Source organism: Thiomonas delicata (assembly GCF_900088825.1).
Classification (GTDB): Bacteria; Pseudomonadota; Gammaproteobacteria; order Burkholderiales; family Burkholderiaceae_C; genus Thiomonas_A; species Thiomonas_A delicata.
Window position 1 is genome coordinate 905,132 of sequence record NZ_LT592171.1, and the last position, 14,610, is coordinate 919,741.

Annotated in this window: 11 protein-coding genes; 4 read left to right on the top strand and 7 right to left on the bottom strand. The window is 68.0% G+C overall.

Translation table 11 applies throughout. The features are described from left to right. The first annotated feature begins 9 nt into the window (after positions 1–9). Positions 10–1,449, top strand: coding sequence for an MFS transporter (locus THIARS_RS13805; RefSeq protein WP_094161390.1), 1,440 nt, complete (start codon positions 10–12; stop codon positions 1,447–1,449). A 20-nt stretch (positions 1,450–1,469) separates the two neighbouring features. On the opposite strand, the gene miaA is transcribed toward THIARS_RS13805, so the two are convergent. Together miaA and mutL are read right to left on the bottom strand one after the other, a co-directional pair. Further along, positions 1,470–2,402, bottom strand: a complete 933-nt coding sequence (gene miaA, locus THIARS_RS13810) for a tRNA (adenosine(37)-N6)-dimethylallyltransferase MiaA (RefSeq protein ID WP_094161391.1) — start codon at positions 2,400–2,402, stop codon at positions 1,470–1,472. 49 nt (positions 2,403–2,451) lie between these two features. Then, on the bottom strand, positions 2,452–4,338 hold the full coding sequence (mutL, locus tag THIARS_RS13815) for a DNA mismatch repair endonuclease MutL (protein ID WP_094161392.1): 1,887 nt from the start codon (positions 4,336–4,338) through the stop codon (positions 2,452–2,454). A gap of 212 nt (positions 4,339–4,550) precedes the next feature. On the opposite strand from mutL, the gene THIARS_RS13820 reads away from it, so the two are divergent. Then, positions 4,551–5,192: a VTT domain-containing protein gene (locus THIARS_RS13820; RefSeq protein WP_094162140.1), complete on the top strand. Its 642-nt coding sequence runs from the start codon at positions 4,551–4,553 to the stop codon at positions 5,190–5,192. Positions 5,193–5,205: 13 nt separating this feature from the next. Here THIARS_RS13820 and THIARS_RS13825 read toward each other — a convergent pair whose 3' ends face one another. The 4 genes from THIARS_RS13825 to tsaE all read right to left on the bottom strand — a co-directional run bounded on the left by THIARS_RS13825 (position 5,206) and on the right by tsaE (position 10,576). Next, positions 5,206–7,299 (bottom strand): TRAP transporter permease, encoded by a 2,094-nt coding sequence (locus tag THIARS_RS13825; RefSeq protein WP_094161393.1) that lies wholly within the window; start codon positions 7,297–7,299, stop codon positions 5,206–5,208. 170 nt (positions 7,300–7,469) lie between these two features. Next, on the bottom strand, positions 7,470–8,444 hold the full coding sequence (locus tag THIARS_RS13830) for a TAXI family TRAP transporter solute-binding subunit (RefSeq protein ID WP_094161394.1): 975 nt from the start codon (positions 8,442–8,444) through the stop codon (positions 7,470–7,472). A gap of 97 nt (positions 8,445–8,541) precedes the next feature. Beyond that, positions 8,542–9,999 (bottom strand): N-acetylmuramoyl-L-alanine amidase, encoded by a 1,458-nt coding sequence (locus tag THIARS_RS13835; RefSeq protein WP_094161395.1) that lies wholly within the window; start codon positions 9,997–9,999, stop codon positions 8,542–8,544. Positions 10,000–10,045: 46 nt separating this feature from the next. Next, on the bottom strand, positions 10,046–10,576 hold the full coding sequence (gene tsaE / locus THIARS_RS13840) for a tRNA (adenosine(37)-N6)-threonylcarbamoyltransferase complex ATPase subunit type 1 TsaE (RefSeq protein ID WP_094161396.1): 531 nt from the start codon (positions 10,574–10,576) through the stop codon (positions 10,046–10,048). 46 nt (positions 10,577–10,622) lie between these two features. Between tsaE and queG the strand changes: the two genes are divergently transcribed. Beyond that, on the top strand, positions 10,623–11,783 hold the full coding sequence (queG, locus tag THIARS_RS13845) for a tRNA epoxyqueuosine(34) reductase QueG (RefSeq protein WP_094161397.1): 1,161 nt from the start codon (positions 10,623–10,625) through the stop codon (positions 11,781–11,783). Positions 11,784–12,246: 463 nt separating this feature from the next. Further along, entirely contained in the window at positions 12,247–13,608 is a 1,362-nt protein-coding gene (locus THIARS_RS13850) for an MFS transporter (protein WP_245845923.1), read from the top strand. A 25-nt stretch (positions 13,609–13,633) separates the two neighbouring features. Here THIARS_RS13850 and THIARS_RS13855 read toward each other — a convergent pair whose 3' ends face one another. Further along, the gene (locus tag THIARS_RS13855) at positions 13,634–14,536 is read right to left on the bottom strand and encodes an AEC family transporter (protein ID WP_186436682.1); all 903 of its coding nucleotides are present in this window, start codon (positions 14,534–14,536) and stop codon (positions 13,634–13,636) included. Positions 14,537–14,610 lie beyond the last annotated feature (74 nt).

A 14,610-nucleotide genomic window follows, 5' to 3' on the forward strand; every position in this document is an offset into this window, starting at 1 on the left:
GAGGTCTCCATGCAGACAGCACCCAGCACCATCTCGGCCACGCCCGACGTCGTCGATTCCCTGAACAACGCCCCGATCAGCTTTTTCCACCTGCGCGCCGCGTTCACCGCGGGCATGGGTTTTTTCACCGATGCCTACGATCTGTTCATCATCGGATCGGCGCTTGTCTACATCAAGCCGGCATGGCATCTGCACAGCCACGACATCGCCCTGCTCGGCAGCATCTCGCTGGTGGCGGCCTTTCTCGGCGCCTTCGTGTTTGGCCGCCTGGCGGACCTCATCGGCCGCAAGCGCATCTATGGCCTGGAGGCGCTGCTGATGGTGATCGGCGCACTGGCTTGCGCGTTCGCCCCCAGCTTCATCTGGTTGCTGGCGTTCCGCGTGGTGCTGGGCTTCGGCATCGGCGGCGACTATCCGATGAGCGCGGTGCTGATGTCCGAATATGCCAATGCCAAGAAACGCGGGGCGCTGACCTCGCTGGTGTTCGGCATGCAGGGGTTGGGGCTGGCTTTCGGCCCGGTCGTGGCGCTGACGCTGGAAGCCTCGGGAATGCCGCCCGATTCGATCTGGCGCATCATGCTCGGCCTGGGCGCCCTACCGCCGTTGGCGGTGCTCTACCTGCGCCGCACCATGCCCGAGTCGCCGCGTTACAAAGCCCTGGTGCTCGGCCATGCGGACGAGGCTGCGCGCGACATGCGGGCCTATTCCTTCGGCCAGGTCCAGTCGGCCGGAGACAAGACGCAACCCCGGCGCATCGGCCTGATGGAGATGCTGCGCGACCGGCGCATGCTGCTGCTGATTCTGGGCACGGGCGGCGCCTGGTTTCTCAACGACTACGCCTTCTACGGCAACGCCATTTCCACGCCGGAAATCCTCAAGCTTCTGGCGCCGTCGTCGTCCACGCTCACCGGCAGCGCCTGGGCGCTGATCACGTTCGCGGTGTTCGCGATTCCCGGCTATCTGGCGTCGATCTTCTTCATGGATGCCATCGGTCATCGCCGCCTGCAGGTTCTCGGCTTCTCGGCCATGGCCATTTGCTTCGGGGCGATGGGGCTGCTGCCAGGCATCACCCACGAGGTTGCGCCGTTTCTCGTGCTTTACGGCGTGAGTTTTTTCTTCATCCAGTTCGGCCCGAATTGCACCACCTTCGTGATGCCGGCCGAGGTGTTTCCCACCAGCGTGCGCACCACGGGGCACGGATTCGCCGCCGGCATCGGCAAGTTCGGCGCCTTTGTCGGCACGTTCGTGTTTCCCTTGATCAGTGCCGCAGGCGGGGTCAAGGGCGCCATGCTGTTCTCGGCGGGGGTGTCGGTGCTGGGCGCCTTGTTGACACTGACAACGCTGCCCGAGCCCAGCGGCAAGACGCTTGAAGAGATCAGCGGCGAGCGCCCGGGCGCATCGGCACCGACCTGGTCGTCGCCGCAGGCGCAGGCAAGCGCGGCGAGCTGAAGCACGCGGACCCGCGTGCTTCAGGGGCGCAGGAGTTGCGCCAGTGCGCGCGGTAGGGCGTCACGGGCGCAGCAATCGACCACCAGCCGCTGCGTCATGCCGCGCAGCCAGGTCAGCTGGCGCTTGGCGAGCTGGCGGGTGGCCGCGATGGCCTGGGCCTCGAACGTGGCGGCATCGGTGAGGCCGCCGAGATGAGCCCAGGCCTGGCGGTAGCCGACCGCGCGCAAGGCGGGCAGGCCGGGATGGAGGTCGGCCCGGGCACGCAAGGCCCGGACTTCGTCGAGAAAACCGGCCGCCAGCATGGCGTGGAAGCGCACGGCAATGCCGGCATGCAGTTCGGCCCGGTTCGACGGTTCCAGCGCCAGCACGCGCAAGGGCGTGCCGCCTCCGGCCGGCTGGTCCTGGAAATGCAAGGACAGCGGCTTGCCGGTGAGGCGCCACACCTCCAGCGCGCGCTGCACGCGCTGGGCATCGCCGGGTTCGAGGCGCGCGGCGGTGGCGGGATCCACCCGCGCCAGGTCCGCATGCAGCGCGGCCCAGCCGCGAACGCGCGCCTCCTCCTCGAGTTCGGCGCGCAGGGCGGCATCGGCCTGGGGCAGGGTATTCAGCCCTTGCTGCAGGGCGCGCAGGTAGAGCAGGGTGCCGCCGACCAGCACGGGTTCGCGTCCGCGTGCGCGGATGGCGTCGATCAAGCCTCGCGCGTCGGCCGCGAAGGCGGCGGCGCTGTAGCTTTGCGACGGATCGCGGATGTCGAGCAGGTGGTGGGGCACGCGGGCGCGTTCGCCGGCCGCAGGCTTGGCGGTGCCGATATCCATGCCGCGGTACACCAGCGCCGAGTCCATGCTGATGATCTCGATGTCGCGCTGCGCGGCCAGCGCCAGGGCCACCGCGGTCTTGCCCGCGGCGGTGGGGCCGGTGATGACCCAGGCGGGCGGCGGCACGGGACGGGTCATGGACAAGTTCCGCCCCCGGTTGGCGACGTTGATCGCGCAGTCAAGGGCATCAACGTCCGCGCAGGAACAGCGCGTCGAGCTCGGCCAGGCTGACTTGGCGCCAGGTCGGGCGGCCGTGGTTGCACTGGTCGGAGCGCTCGGTGGCTTCCATGTCGCGCAGCAGGGCGTTCATTTCGGCGAGGTTGAGCGCGCGGTTGGCGCGTACGGCGCCGTGGCAGGCCATGGTCGAGAGCAGGGCGTTGCGGCGCTGCTCCAGCGTCCGGCTGCTGCCGAACTCGGCGAGTTCGGCCAGCGCGGCGCGGGCCAGGCGCACCGGGTCGGCGCGGGCCAGCAGGGCCGGCACGGCGCGCACGGCGAGACTGGCAGGGCCGGCGGGGGCGATGTCCAGACCCATGGCGGTCAGGGTTTCGGCGTTGTCTTCGGCAGCGCCCATTTCCTGGGGCGTGGCGGCGAAGCCGGCCGGCACGAGCAGCGGCTGCGTGGGCAGGCCGCGCTCGGCCCACGCGGTCTTGAGCCGTTCGTAGACCACGCGTTCGTGGGCGGCATGCATGTCCACGATCACCAGGCCCTGGCTGTTCTGCGCCAGGATGTAGATGCCATGCAGTTGCGCGATGGCGTGTCCGAGGGGCAGGGCGTCGGCCGCGTCGGCTGGCGGAGCCCCGCGGGCTGCCGCATCGATCCCTGTCCCGGCGGCGGCCCACCCGTCGCGGCTCGGCGCTTCCGCCACCCAGGCGGATGGACCGGGCTCGAGAGGAGCATAGGCTTGCAGGACCGTACCCAGGGATAGGGCGCCCTGGCGCATGCCGGACTGACGCTCGAACAGGCCCGGAGCTTGAGGCGCGCGCCCCTCCCGGGAGGCTGGCGTCGCCAGGCCCGGCGCAGCGGTGGCCGAGGCCTCGGCGACGCGGCCGGCCAGGGCGGGGGCGAGCGCGCGCTGCACGGCGTGGAACACGGCCTGGTGCACCGCCTGCGATTCGCGGAAGCGCACCTCGCTCTTGGCCGGGTGGACGTTCACGTCCACGCGTTCGGGCGGCAACTCCACCAGCAGCGCGTATTGCGGCTGCAAGGCGCCGTGCAGCACGTCGGCGTAGGCCGCGCGCACGGCGTGGGCCAGCACGCGGTCGCGCACCCAGCGGCGGTTGACGAAGCATTGCTGGACCTCGGCCCGCGCCCGTGCGGCGGTGGGGCGGCAGACCAGGCCGCGCACGGCGAGCGGGCCGATGCGCGCGTCCACGGGCAGGGCGTGCTCGGCAAAGCTCTTGCCCAGCACGTCGGCCAGGCGCTGCAGGCCGAGCGGGCTCGAATCCGGCCCCAGTTGCATGCCGGCGCGGCCGTCCTGCCACAGGCTCCAGGCCACCTGGGGGTGGGCGATGGCGGCGCGTTTGAACACCTCGATGCACCAGCCGGCTTCGGTCGCGGCGGACTTGAGAAAGCTGCGACGGGCCGGGATTTCGTGGAACAGGCGCCGCAGCGTGATGAGCGTGCCGGGCGCCGCGGCGGCCGGAGCCACCTCCCCCAGGCGGCCGTTCGCCGCGCTGATGCGCGCGCCGGGCTGGCCGCGGCGGCGGCTGACGATCTCGACCTCGGCCACGGCCGCCATCGACGCCAGCGCCTCGCCCCGGAAACCCAGCGATTGGGCCTGTTCGAGGTCGGCCAGCGAGGCGATCTTGCTGGTGGCGTGCCGGGCCAGCGCCAGCGGCAGCTCATCCGGCGGGATGCCGCAGCCGTCGTCCTCCACGCTCAGCATGTCGAGCCCGCCCTGGGCGATGCGCACGGTGATGCGGGTGCTGCCGGCGTCCAGGGCGTTGTCCAGCAGTTCGCGCAGCGCCGAGGCCGGCCGTTCGACCACTTCGCCGGCGGCGATTTGCGAAATCAGGGTGTCGGGCAGGGCCCGGATGGGGGCTGGAGACTGCGCGCTGCGTGGCGCCGAATCCATGAATTCAGGCTGGGATTCAGCAGGTGAAAGCATCATCGGCTCAGTATACTCAGCCGGCTTTTCCGCCACGCCGAGGCCAGTTGCCTCGGCGGGCGAAGTCTCCGCAAATGCTCAGCCTGGGCTCAGGAAGCCCGGGCATCATGCTGCGGCGCGGCCTGAACCGAGGCGCCAGCGCCAGCCCTATCCACAGACCCGACGCTCCGCAGTCAACCATGGACCTCTCGACCCTCGTCAACCTGCTGCTGCATTTCGATGCCCAGCTCGCGCAGTTCATCCAGGCCTATGGCCACTGGGTCTACGCCATGCTGTTCGCCATCGTGTTCGTCGAGACCGGGCTGGTGGTCATGCCCTTTCTGCCGGGCGACTCGATGCTGTTCATCGTCGGCGCCTTCTGCGCCTCCGGCGCGCTGAGCCTGCCGGCGGCTTTGTCATTGCTGTGGGCGGCCGCGGCGCTGGGCGATTCGCTCAACTATCAAATCGGCAAGGCCATCGGCCACAAGGTCTTTTCCTGGCAGGACAGCCGCTGGTTCAACCGCCGCGCCTTCGACCGTGCCCACGCCTTCTACGAGCAATATGGCGGCATCACCATCATCGCGGCGCGTTTCATTCCCTTCATCCGCACTTTCGCGCCGTTCGTCGCGGGGGTGGCCGAAATGTCCTACGCCAGGTTCCTCGTCTACAACATCGTCGGCGGCGGGTTGTGGGTGGGTTCGCTGATGCTGGCTGGCTACGCCTTCGGCAACATCCCGTGGATCAAACACAACCTGGGCGCTCTCACCCTGGGCATCGTGGTGTTTTCCCTGCTGCCGGTCGGCTGGGGCTGGTGGAAGGCCAGGCGCGCCGCAGCGGTCTGATTCAGGCGATGGCTCAGGCGATGGCGCCGGCTTGCCGGCGCGTGCGCCAGCCATGCGCCAGCAACAACAGCGCGGCGGCAGCGAAACCGAGTTCGTCGGTCAGCGGCAGGGCGGCCACCAGTAGCGCCGCGGCGGCAAAGGCAGCCAGGCGCTCCAGGAGTCCGAGGGGTGCGCGCAGATGGCCCACGGCCACGGCGCCCCACAGCACGATGGCCAGGACAGCCTTGCCCGTGACGTAGATCGCCCCCGTCCAGGTCCACGCGCCTTGCAGCATGAGTTGCGGGTCGTACACCGCCATATAGGGCACGACGAAACCGGCCAGCGCGATCTGCGTCGCCTTGAAGCCGATGCGCATGGGCGAGGCGCGGGCGATGGATGCCGCGGCGAACGCCGCCAGCGCGACCGGCGGTGTGAGATCGGCCATGATGCCGAAATAGAACACGAACATATGGCTGACGATCAGCGGCACGCCGAGCTTGAGCAGCGCCGGCGCGGCGATCGAACTGGTGATGATGTAGTTCGGGATGGTGGGGATGCCCATGCCGAGGACCAGGCACACCAGCATGGTCAGCAGCAGCGAGGCGAACAGACTATGGGCGCCGATGTCGACGACGAATCCGGCGAGGCTGGTTGCCGCGCCCGTGAGGGTGAGCACACCGACGATGACGCCGACGATGGCGCAGGCAATGCCGACCGGCAATGCGTGCCGCGCCCCGTCGATCAGGCTGTTGCGCAGCGTGCGCAGGGTGTCGCGCCCGCCGTGCACGAACAGGGTCAGGGCGACGAGCAGGGCGATGACGCCGAGCACGGGCACGATGCCGAACTGCAGGAAGGCCGCCGCGCCCAGGCCGCAGCCGAACCAGAACACGGTGCGCAGCGCGGTGTGCGAGATGCGCGCCGCGATGGCGGCGCCGAGCAGCAGGATGGCCGTGAGCGACAGCCCCATCATGCCGGCGAACATGGGTGTGAAGCCGTGGAACAGCATCCACACCAGCACGGCCAGCGGCAGCGCCAGGTGCCAGCTTTCCTTCAGCGCCTTCCACGGATTCGGGCATTGTTCGGGCGGCAGGCCCAGCAGCTTCTTGCGCCCGGCTTCGAGATGCACCATCCAGAACGCCGTGAAGTAATAGAGCATGGCGGGGATGACGGCCGCTTTCACGATGTCGGCATACGGCACGTTGAGGGTCTCGGCCATGATGAAGGCCACCGCGCCCATGACCGGGGGCATGATCTGCCCGCCCATGCTGGCGGTGGCCTCGACGGCGCCGGCGAACACCGGGGTGTAGCCGAACCGCGTCATCAGCGGAATGGTGAACTGGCCCACGGTCAGCACATTGGCCACGCCCGAGCCGGAGATGGTGCCCATCAGCCCGGACGACAGCACCGCCACCTTGGCCGGTCCTCCACGCGCGCGCCCCACCAGACCCAGGGCGAGGGCGTTGAACAGCCGGATCATGCCCGCGTGCTCCAGGAACACGCCGAACAGGATGAACAAAAAAATGTAAGTGGCCGACACCAGGGTCGGAATGCCGTAGATCCCTTCCGTGCCGAGGTAGAGCTGGCCGACGATCTGGTCGATGCCGTAGCCGCGGTGGCCGAGGCCGCCCGGCAGGTATTGTCCGAACAGGCCATAGAGCAGGAAGATTGCGCACACGAGCGGCAAAGCCAGGCCCAGGCTGCGCCGCGCGGCCTCGAACAGCAGGACGATGGTGGCGGTGCCCACCACGAGGTCGAGCGTGGTCGGATCGCCCGAGCGCTGGATCAGTTCGGCCTCGAAAACCCAGTGATACAAGCCCAGCGCGAAGGCCGCGCCGCCCAATGCCCAGTCGAACCAGGGCGTGTGCTGTTGCCAGCGCTTGGGTCGGGCGGCGGGGACCACCCAGTAGACCAGCAGCAGCAGGAAACCCACATGCAGCGAGCGCATCACGAGGCTGGACAGCGGCGCGAATGCCGCGATGACGAGTTGGTAAACCGAGAACGCCAGGGCCGCGACCATCACCGCGATCCGGGCCTTGCCGCTCAGGCGGCGCTGGTGTCCGGCATCGGCGTGGTGGGAGTCGTCGTGGTGTCCGGCTTCAGCGGGGTCCGCGATGCTTGCATGGGTCATGGCTTGGTCTCTTGATCGCCCCGGTCGGGTGGCGCCGCTTCGCTCCCACGCAGACCAAGGAAACTTGGGGTCGGCCCAACGTTTCCTTGAAATCCTGGAAAACCTGCGGTGGCGAGCGGGGCTGTCGCCTTTGGCGGCGCGATCCCGCCAAAGGCCGATGGGCTTCGGCCCTACTTCAGGACGCCCGCTTCGCGGTAGTAGCGCGCGGCGCCGGCGTGCAGCGGCGCCGGCGGATTCTTGGCCGCGTTTTCCAGGGTGATGGCCTTGGCCGCAGCGTGCGCGGCGACCAGATCGGGCAGATGGGTGAACATGGCCTTGGTCATCTGGTAGACCACGTCGGCGCTCAGGTCCTCGCGCGTGACCAGATAGTTCTGGATCCTGGCGGTGTGCACCTCGGCGGTCTGGCCTTCGTAGGTGTTGGGGGGAATGACGCCGGGCTGGTAGGCCGCGTCACCCACCTTGGCCACGACGTCGGCCGGGATCGGCACGACGACGATTTTTTGCGAGCTGGCAAGGTCGCGCAGCGAAGCTACACCGAGGCCGGCCGACTGCAATGTGGCGTCGAGTTGGCGGTTTTTCATCAGTTCGACCGATTCGCCGAAGGGCAGGTATTCGACCTTGGAGAAATCGCCATAGCCCAGGCCCGCGGCCTTGAAGATCGCGCGTGCATTGAGTTCGGTGCCGCTCTTGGGCGCGCCCACCGCGATGCGCTTGCCCTTCAGGTCGGCCAGGGTCTTGATGCCCGAGTCGGCCAGGGCGACGATCTGCACGTAGTTGGGGTAGACGGCGGCCATGGTGCGCAGCTTTTTCAGCGGCGCCTTGAAGCCGGCGTCGGCCTCGCCTTTCCACGCATCGGACAGCGAATCGCCCAGCGAGAAGCCGAGTTCGGCGCGCCCGGCTTGGAGAAGATTCAAGTTCTCCACCGAGCCTTTGGTCGCCTGCACCGATGTCTTGGCGCTGGGGATGGCCTTGGTATAGACCTGGGACAACGCGACCCCCAGCGGGTAGTACACGCCGCTGGTGCCGCCGGTGGCGATGGTGATGAATTCGGCGGCTTGCACCTGGATCGCCGCGCCCAGGCTGAGGAGCGATGCGGTCGCAAATGCGCACAGGCCGCGCACGACGGCATTCGAGGTTTTCGACATGATGCGTCTCCGTTCTTTACGTTGTTTACAAACGGAAACGATGCTACGCCAACGCCCGCGCGGCGCATCGGGAAAAACACGCGGGGACGCGCCCGCGTCAGACGAAGGTGCGGCGGCGTGCCAGCGGCGGGTTGGTCGCGAGGTATTCGCGGATGCCCTCGAAAATGGCGCGCGCGACTTGCTTGCGATACGCGGGCGTTTGCAACCGAGCTTCTTCCTCGGGATTGCTGATGAAGGCCGTCTCGACCAGCATGGACGGTACCGTGGGTGACTTGAGCACGACGAAACCGGCCTGCTGGACCTGATGCGAATGCAGGTGGACGATGCTGCCCATTTTTTTCAACGTCGGTCCGGCCATTCTCAAGCTGGCATTGATCTGGGCCGTGGTCGACATGTCCAGCAGGACCTTGGCCACCTGGTAGTCGCGCGAGTTGATGTCGATGCCGCCGATCGCGTCCGAGGCGTTTTCGCGCTGCGCCATCATGCGCGCCTCGACGCTGGAGGCGCCGCCTTCGGACAGGCAGTACACCGAGGCCCCGCGTGCCTGCGGCGTGTACCAGCCGTCGGCGTGGATGGAGGTGAACAGGTCGGCGTTGGCGCGCTGGGCCTTCTCCACGCGCATCCACAGCGGCACGAAGAAGTCGCTGTCGCGCGTCATCATCACGCGCATGTTCGGGGTGTTCATCGCCAGTTCGCGCAAATGGCGGCCGATCAGCAGCACGACGTCCTTCTCGTGCACGCCGCTCGGTCCGGTGGCGCCGGGATCCTCGCCGCCGTGGCCGGGGTCGAGCGCGAGCAGCACACTGCGCTGGTACCGCCGGTCGCGCCGCATCGGGGTGTCCGGGGCGTTGGTCTTCATGGCCCCGTTGTTGCTCCTGGCATCGGCCAGCCGGCTCCCGGTGCCAGGGCCTGGATCGCGCGCGGGGCCGTCGAGTTCGCTGCGGTGCCGGGTGATCCAGTCCCCCAGGCTGTCGGGCTGTGTTTCGGCCACCTGGGCGGAGGCATCGCCCTGTGCCTCGGGCGTCCCGGCGCTGCCGCTCTTCGGGGCTGAAATCGCGGCGCCAGCGCCGTCGGACGGCGCTGGCGCACGCGCCAGCAGTTCCTCGCGGTCCATGAAGGCCAGCAGGCGGTCGCCACGTGCGGGATAGAGATCGAACACCATGCGGTTTTCGTACGCGGCCACGGGCAGCAGGCTGAACACCTGGGGTTTGACGGCCTGTTTCAGGTCGAACACCAGGCGCACTACGTCGGGGGCGTACTGGGCGACGCGCACATCGCGGATGAAGGGGTCGTCGGGCTTGATCTTGCCCACCAGGTCCTTGAGCTGCGGGTTCAGCGTCAGGCCTTTCACGTCCACCACCAGTCTGGGAGGATCGGGCACGATGAAATGGGTGGCGGTCAGCGGCTGGTCCGATTCGAGCGTAACGCGGGTGTAGTCGGGGGCCGGCCACACGCGCACCGACATGATGGTGGCTCCCCGTGCCAGCATGGGCGTGGTCAGCAGCAGGGCGAGGCTGGAGGACTGGATCAGGAATCGGCGGCGATCGGCACTCATGTCGGGCACTCCCTGGCGAGTCGCGCCAGGGAGTGCCCCGGCGCGGTCAGACGTCCGTCGCAGCGGACGCCAGTTGGTGAAGCATGGCGGCTCCAACGGGGCTGCCACTTTGCAGATCGATCTCCCGGCCTTGCGGGCTGGGGTTCAGGGTGATGTCCAGGTCCGCCTGGGGCAGCAGGGCGGGAGCCCGTTCGGGCCATTCCACCAAGCACAGGCTGCGCCCATCAAGCAATTCGCGCAGGCCGGCATCGTCCCATTCATTCGGATCTGAAAATCGATAGAGATCAATATGATAGGCGTTTGTTTGCAGAGTTCCCTTTAATTTTAGAGATTTTCGCTCGATTGCATAGGGTTCAACCAGCGCGTAGCTGGGGCTTTTGATGCGGCCTGTGACGCCCAGGCCACGCAGGATGGCGCGCACGAGGGTGGTCTTGCCCGCGCCGAGGTCTCCGCGCAGGGTGATGAGCAAGCCGGGCAATTCGCACCGCACCATGGCCTGTGCCAGCGCGGCACCCAGCTCGATGGTGGAGGCTTCGTCGGTGCAATGCCGGTGCAGGGTCAAGCGCGTTTCGGGCATGGATGGTGCAGGGGAGGAGGGGCGCCCGAGCCTATAGCATCCGGGCATGCAAGAACGCAGTGAACCATCGAACTCAAGACCAGCGCCGCATGCCGAAGCGCTGCGCGTCTTGGTGGGCGAGATCCGGGCCGAGGCCAGGCAGCTCGGATTCTCGCAAATCGCCATCAGCGACGTGCATCTGGCCGAGGCCGAAGCGGCTTTGCAGCGTTGGCTGGACGCGGGCTATCACGGCGAGATGGGCTATATGGCGCATCACGGAACCAAGCGCGCCCGCCCGGCGGAGCTGGTTCCGGGCACGCTGCGGGTGATCACCGCGCGCATGGACTATCTGCCCGGCGACGCGTCGGCGGGGGCAGGCTGGCAGGAGATTGAGTGGGCAAGGCTGCATGATCCCAAGGCCGCGACGGTTTCGCTCTACGCCAGGGGACGCGACTATCACAAGGTGCTGCGTTCGCGCCTGCAAAAACTCGCGGATTTCATCGCCGCGCGCGTGGACCCCGGCGTGGTGCGCGTGTTCACCGATTCGGCCCCGGTGCTGGAGGTGGCGCTGGCCAGCCGCGCCGGCCTGGGGTGGCGCGGCAAGCACACCCTGCTGCTGAACCGCGAAGCCGGCTCCATGTTTTTCCTGGGCGAGATCTTCATCGGCATTCCCCTGCCGGTGGACGCGCCGCAGGGCGGGCATTGCGGATCGTGCACGCGTTGCATCGACGTCTGTCCGACCCGGGCCATCGTCGCTCCCTATGTGCTGGACGCAAGGCGCTGCATCTCCTACCTGACCATCGAGCTCGCCGGCCCGATACCCGAGCCGCTGCGTCCGCTGATGGGCAACCGCGTGTACGGCTGCGACGACTGCCAGCTGGCCTGCCCGTGGAACAAATACGCCCAGCTTGCGCCGCTGCCGGATTTCGCCGCCAGGCACGGACTGGACCAGGCCACGCTGCTGGACCTTTGGTCGTGGACCGAGGAGCAATTCCTCGCCCGCACCGAGGGCAGCGCCATCCGGCGCATCGGCTTCGCGCGCCTGCGCCGCAATCTCGCCGTGGCGCTGGGCAACGCCCGGCGCGGCCTGCCGGCGTCGGATGCCGCCCAGGCGGGCATCGAGACCGCGCTACGGGCTGCGCTGCCCACGGCTTCGCCCCTGGTGGCCGAGCACATCGCCTGGGCCTTGGCGCAAAGTCCGGGCGCCGGCGCGGGGCAGGCGGCCTGATCCATGTCGCCGGAGGCGCTCGCGGGCGGATCGAGCAGGGTCATCGCCTTGGTAGGATCCCGGCGGACTGGACGAACCTCTTGCCCGCATTGAACCGCCACCCGGAAGATCTCGAAATGTCCGAGCGGATGTGGGGTGACTTCGTGCGCACTGATCTTGAGCCGCCAGCATCGGCGTCGGGTCGACAGCCTGTCAGGCGCGGGGACTCGGCTTGCGTTTCGCCATGGTCGGGGATGTGATGACCGACGTGAACCCGTGTCCTCGTGTCGAGAGCGTCGAAGCAATCTTTCCTCGGCTCGGAGCGGTCGGCCGGACGGAAGAGGTCATCGTGCTCCCCGATTTGACGCACAGCTGAACCGCGCGCAACGACATGCCCGACGATCCGCGACAGGCCTGGCCGGCATCGGCAACCATTGCAACCGCGGGAGAGCCGCCGCCCGTCGAACCGCCCCGTCGCCTGAGGATGCTGATTCCGCTGATCGTGGCGATCGCATTCCTGATGGAGCAGCTCGACGTCACCATCGTGACCACCGCCATTCCGGACATGGCGCGCGCTTTACACACCACCGCCGTGCACATGAGCCTTGCGGTGAGCGCCTACATTTTCACCCTCGCGGTGTTCATTCCGATCAGCGGTTGGTGTGCCGACCGCTTCGGCACGCGCCGGGTGTTCACGGCGGCTCTCGCCGTGTTCACCTTGGGGTCCGCCTTGTGCGGCATGGCCGACAGCTTTGCGATGCTCGTGGCGACTCGCGTGTTGCAAGGCCTGGGCGGGGCCATGATGACCCCAGTCGGCCGCCTCATCCTGCTGCGCAGCTTTCCGCGCAATCAGCTCGTCAAAGCGATGACGTATACGACCTTGCCAGCCATCATCGGGCCGGTCATCGGTCCTCTGCTCGGCGGTTATCTCACCACCTATCTCTCCTGGCGTTGGATTTTTTACATCAACCTACCCTTCGGTCTGATCGGGATGGCGTTGGCCTATCGCTATGTCACGCCCCTGCCGGCCGAGGAGGTGTCGCCTTTCGATCTGACGGGTTTCGCTCTGTTCGGCGTGGGCGTCGGCCTGCTGCAGTTCACGATGGAAGGCATCGGGCATTTCTCCTGGGGCGCATTGGCGGCTCTTGTCGTGATCGCCATGGGGCTAGTCCTGGGTTTTGCATGGCGAAGCCGCGCGCAAGCGCACCCCGCCGTCGACCTGGGGCTGCTGCGTGAGCGGGCGTTTGGCATTGCGACGATAGCCGGCGGGTTGTGCCGGGTTGCGATGAACGCGCCCGTCTATCTCCTGCCGCTTCTGCTGCAACTGGGCCTGGGCATGAGTTCCGTGGAGTCCGGCTCGCTCACCTTTCTATCCGCGTTCGGCGCGCCGCTGATCCGGCTCGCCATCGGCCCCGCGTTGCGCCATCTTGGATTCAAGAGCCTGTTGATCGGCAGCGCGCTGGCCTGTTCCGGCATGCTCGCTAGCTTCGCCTTGATTGGACCAGTGACGTCACACGCCTGGATTGCGGCCCTCATCGTCCTGTTCGGGCTGGTGCGTTCCACACAGTTCATGACCTCGAACACACTCGCCTACGCCGACGTTGAGTCCCGGCGCTTCAGTCGGGCCACCAGCCTGGGAGGCCTACTGCAGCAATTGACCGTGAGCTTCGGTGTTTCGCTTGGCGCTGCACTGCTTGGACTGCTCGCACCGAACCGGTCAGGTCCCGCTTTGTCCTCGTTCCATGGCGTGTTCTTGATTCTCGCCGGCCTGCCGCTGCTCGCGCTGCCGGGTTTCGCGCGCTTGCACCGCGCCGATGGCGCCGCCGTCAGTGGTCACAAGCCTTGAGGTGGTGGATGAGGGCCTGTTCAGGCTATGTCTGCACCAGGCCCAGGAAGAGGGGGAGCGAGACCGCCCCGAGCAGCGTGGACAGGCTGACCAACCCCGCGACATAAGGCCCGTCGCCGCTCATGCGCACCGCCAGCACATAGGCGCTCGACGCCGTCGGCATGGCCGCGAACATCACCACCACCATGGTCTGCAGCGGCGTGAGGTGCAGCGCCACGGCAAGACCCCAGGCAATGAGCGGAATGAGCAGGTGCCGCACCGTCATGAGCCAGGCCGACAGGCGCCACTCGCGATGGAGCCCGCGCAGCTGCAGGCCGGCCCCCACGGTCATCAGGCCCATCGCGATCGACGCGTTGCCGATGCGGTCGAGCACCGGCAACAGCAACTCCGGCGGCCGCAGGCCCAGGCTGTGGGCAAGAAGCCCCGCCGCCGTGGCGAGGATCAGAGGGTTGCGCAGCAGTTCGCGTAGCAGCCCCCGCTGCGCATGCCTGGCCAGCGCCCACACGGCAGCGGCGTTGCACAGCGGCACCCCGAACGCGATCAGCACCGCCACCAGCGAGACCGCCTGTGCGCCGCCCAGACGGTCGGCGACCGCCAGGGCAATGTAGGAGTTGAAGCGAAAGGCGCACTGCACGCCGCTCGCGGCGCAGCGCCGGTCGGCCTTGAGCCAGAACGCGGCGTAGGCCAGGGCGATGCCGCAGACCAGGGCGCCGATGCCGGCCAGCAGTACCGCAACCGCGCCGCCCAGGGTGTAGTGGCCGCGACTGCTGGTGGAAAACAGCAGCACGGGGAACAGCACGTAGTACACCAGCCGTTCCACCGCGCTCCACACGTCGCGCTTGAGCGAGGTCCACTGCGACAGGGCGAGGCCCAGGGCGATGAGGGCGAAATCGGGAAACAGCAGCAGGGCGTTGTGCCACACGGGCATGGCTTCCGGGTGGAACGCGGCGTCAGTGCGGCCAGCGTATCAGGCTGACGCGCCGGGGCGCGGGGCGGCTGCGG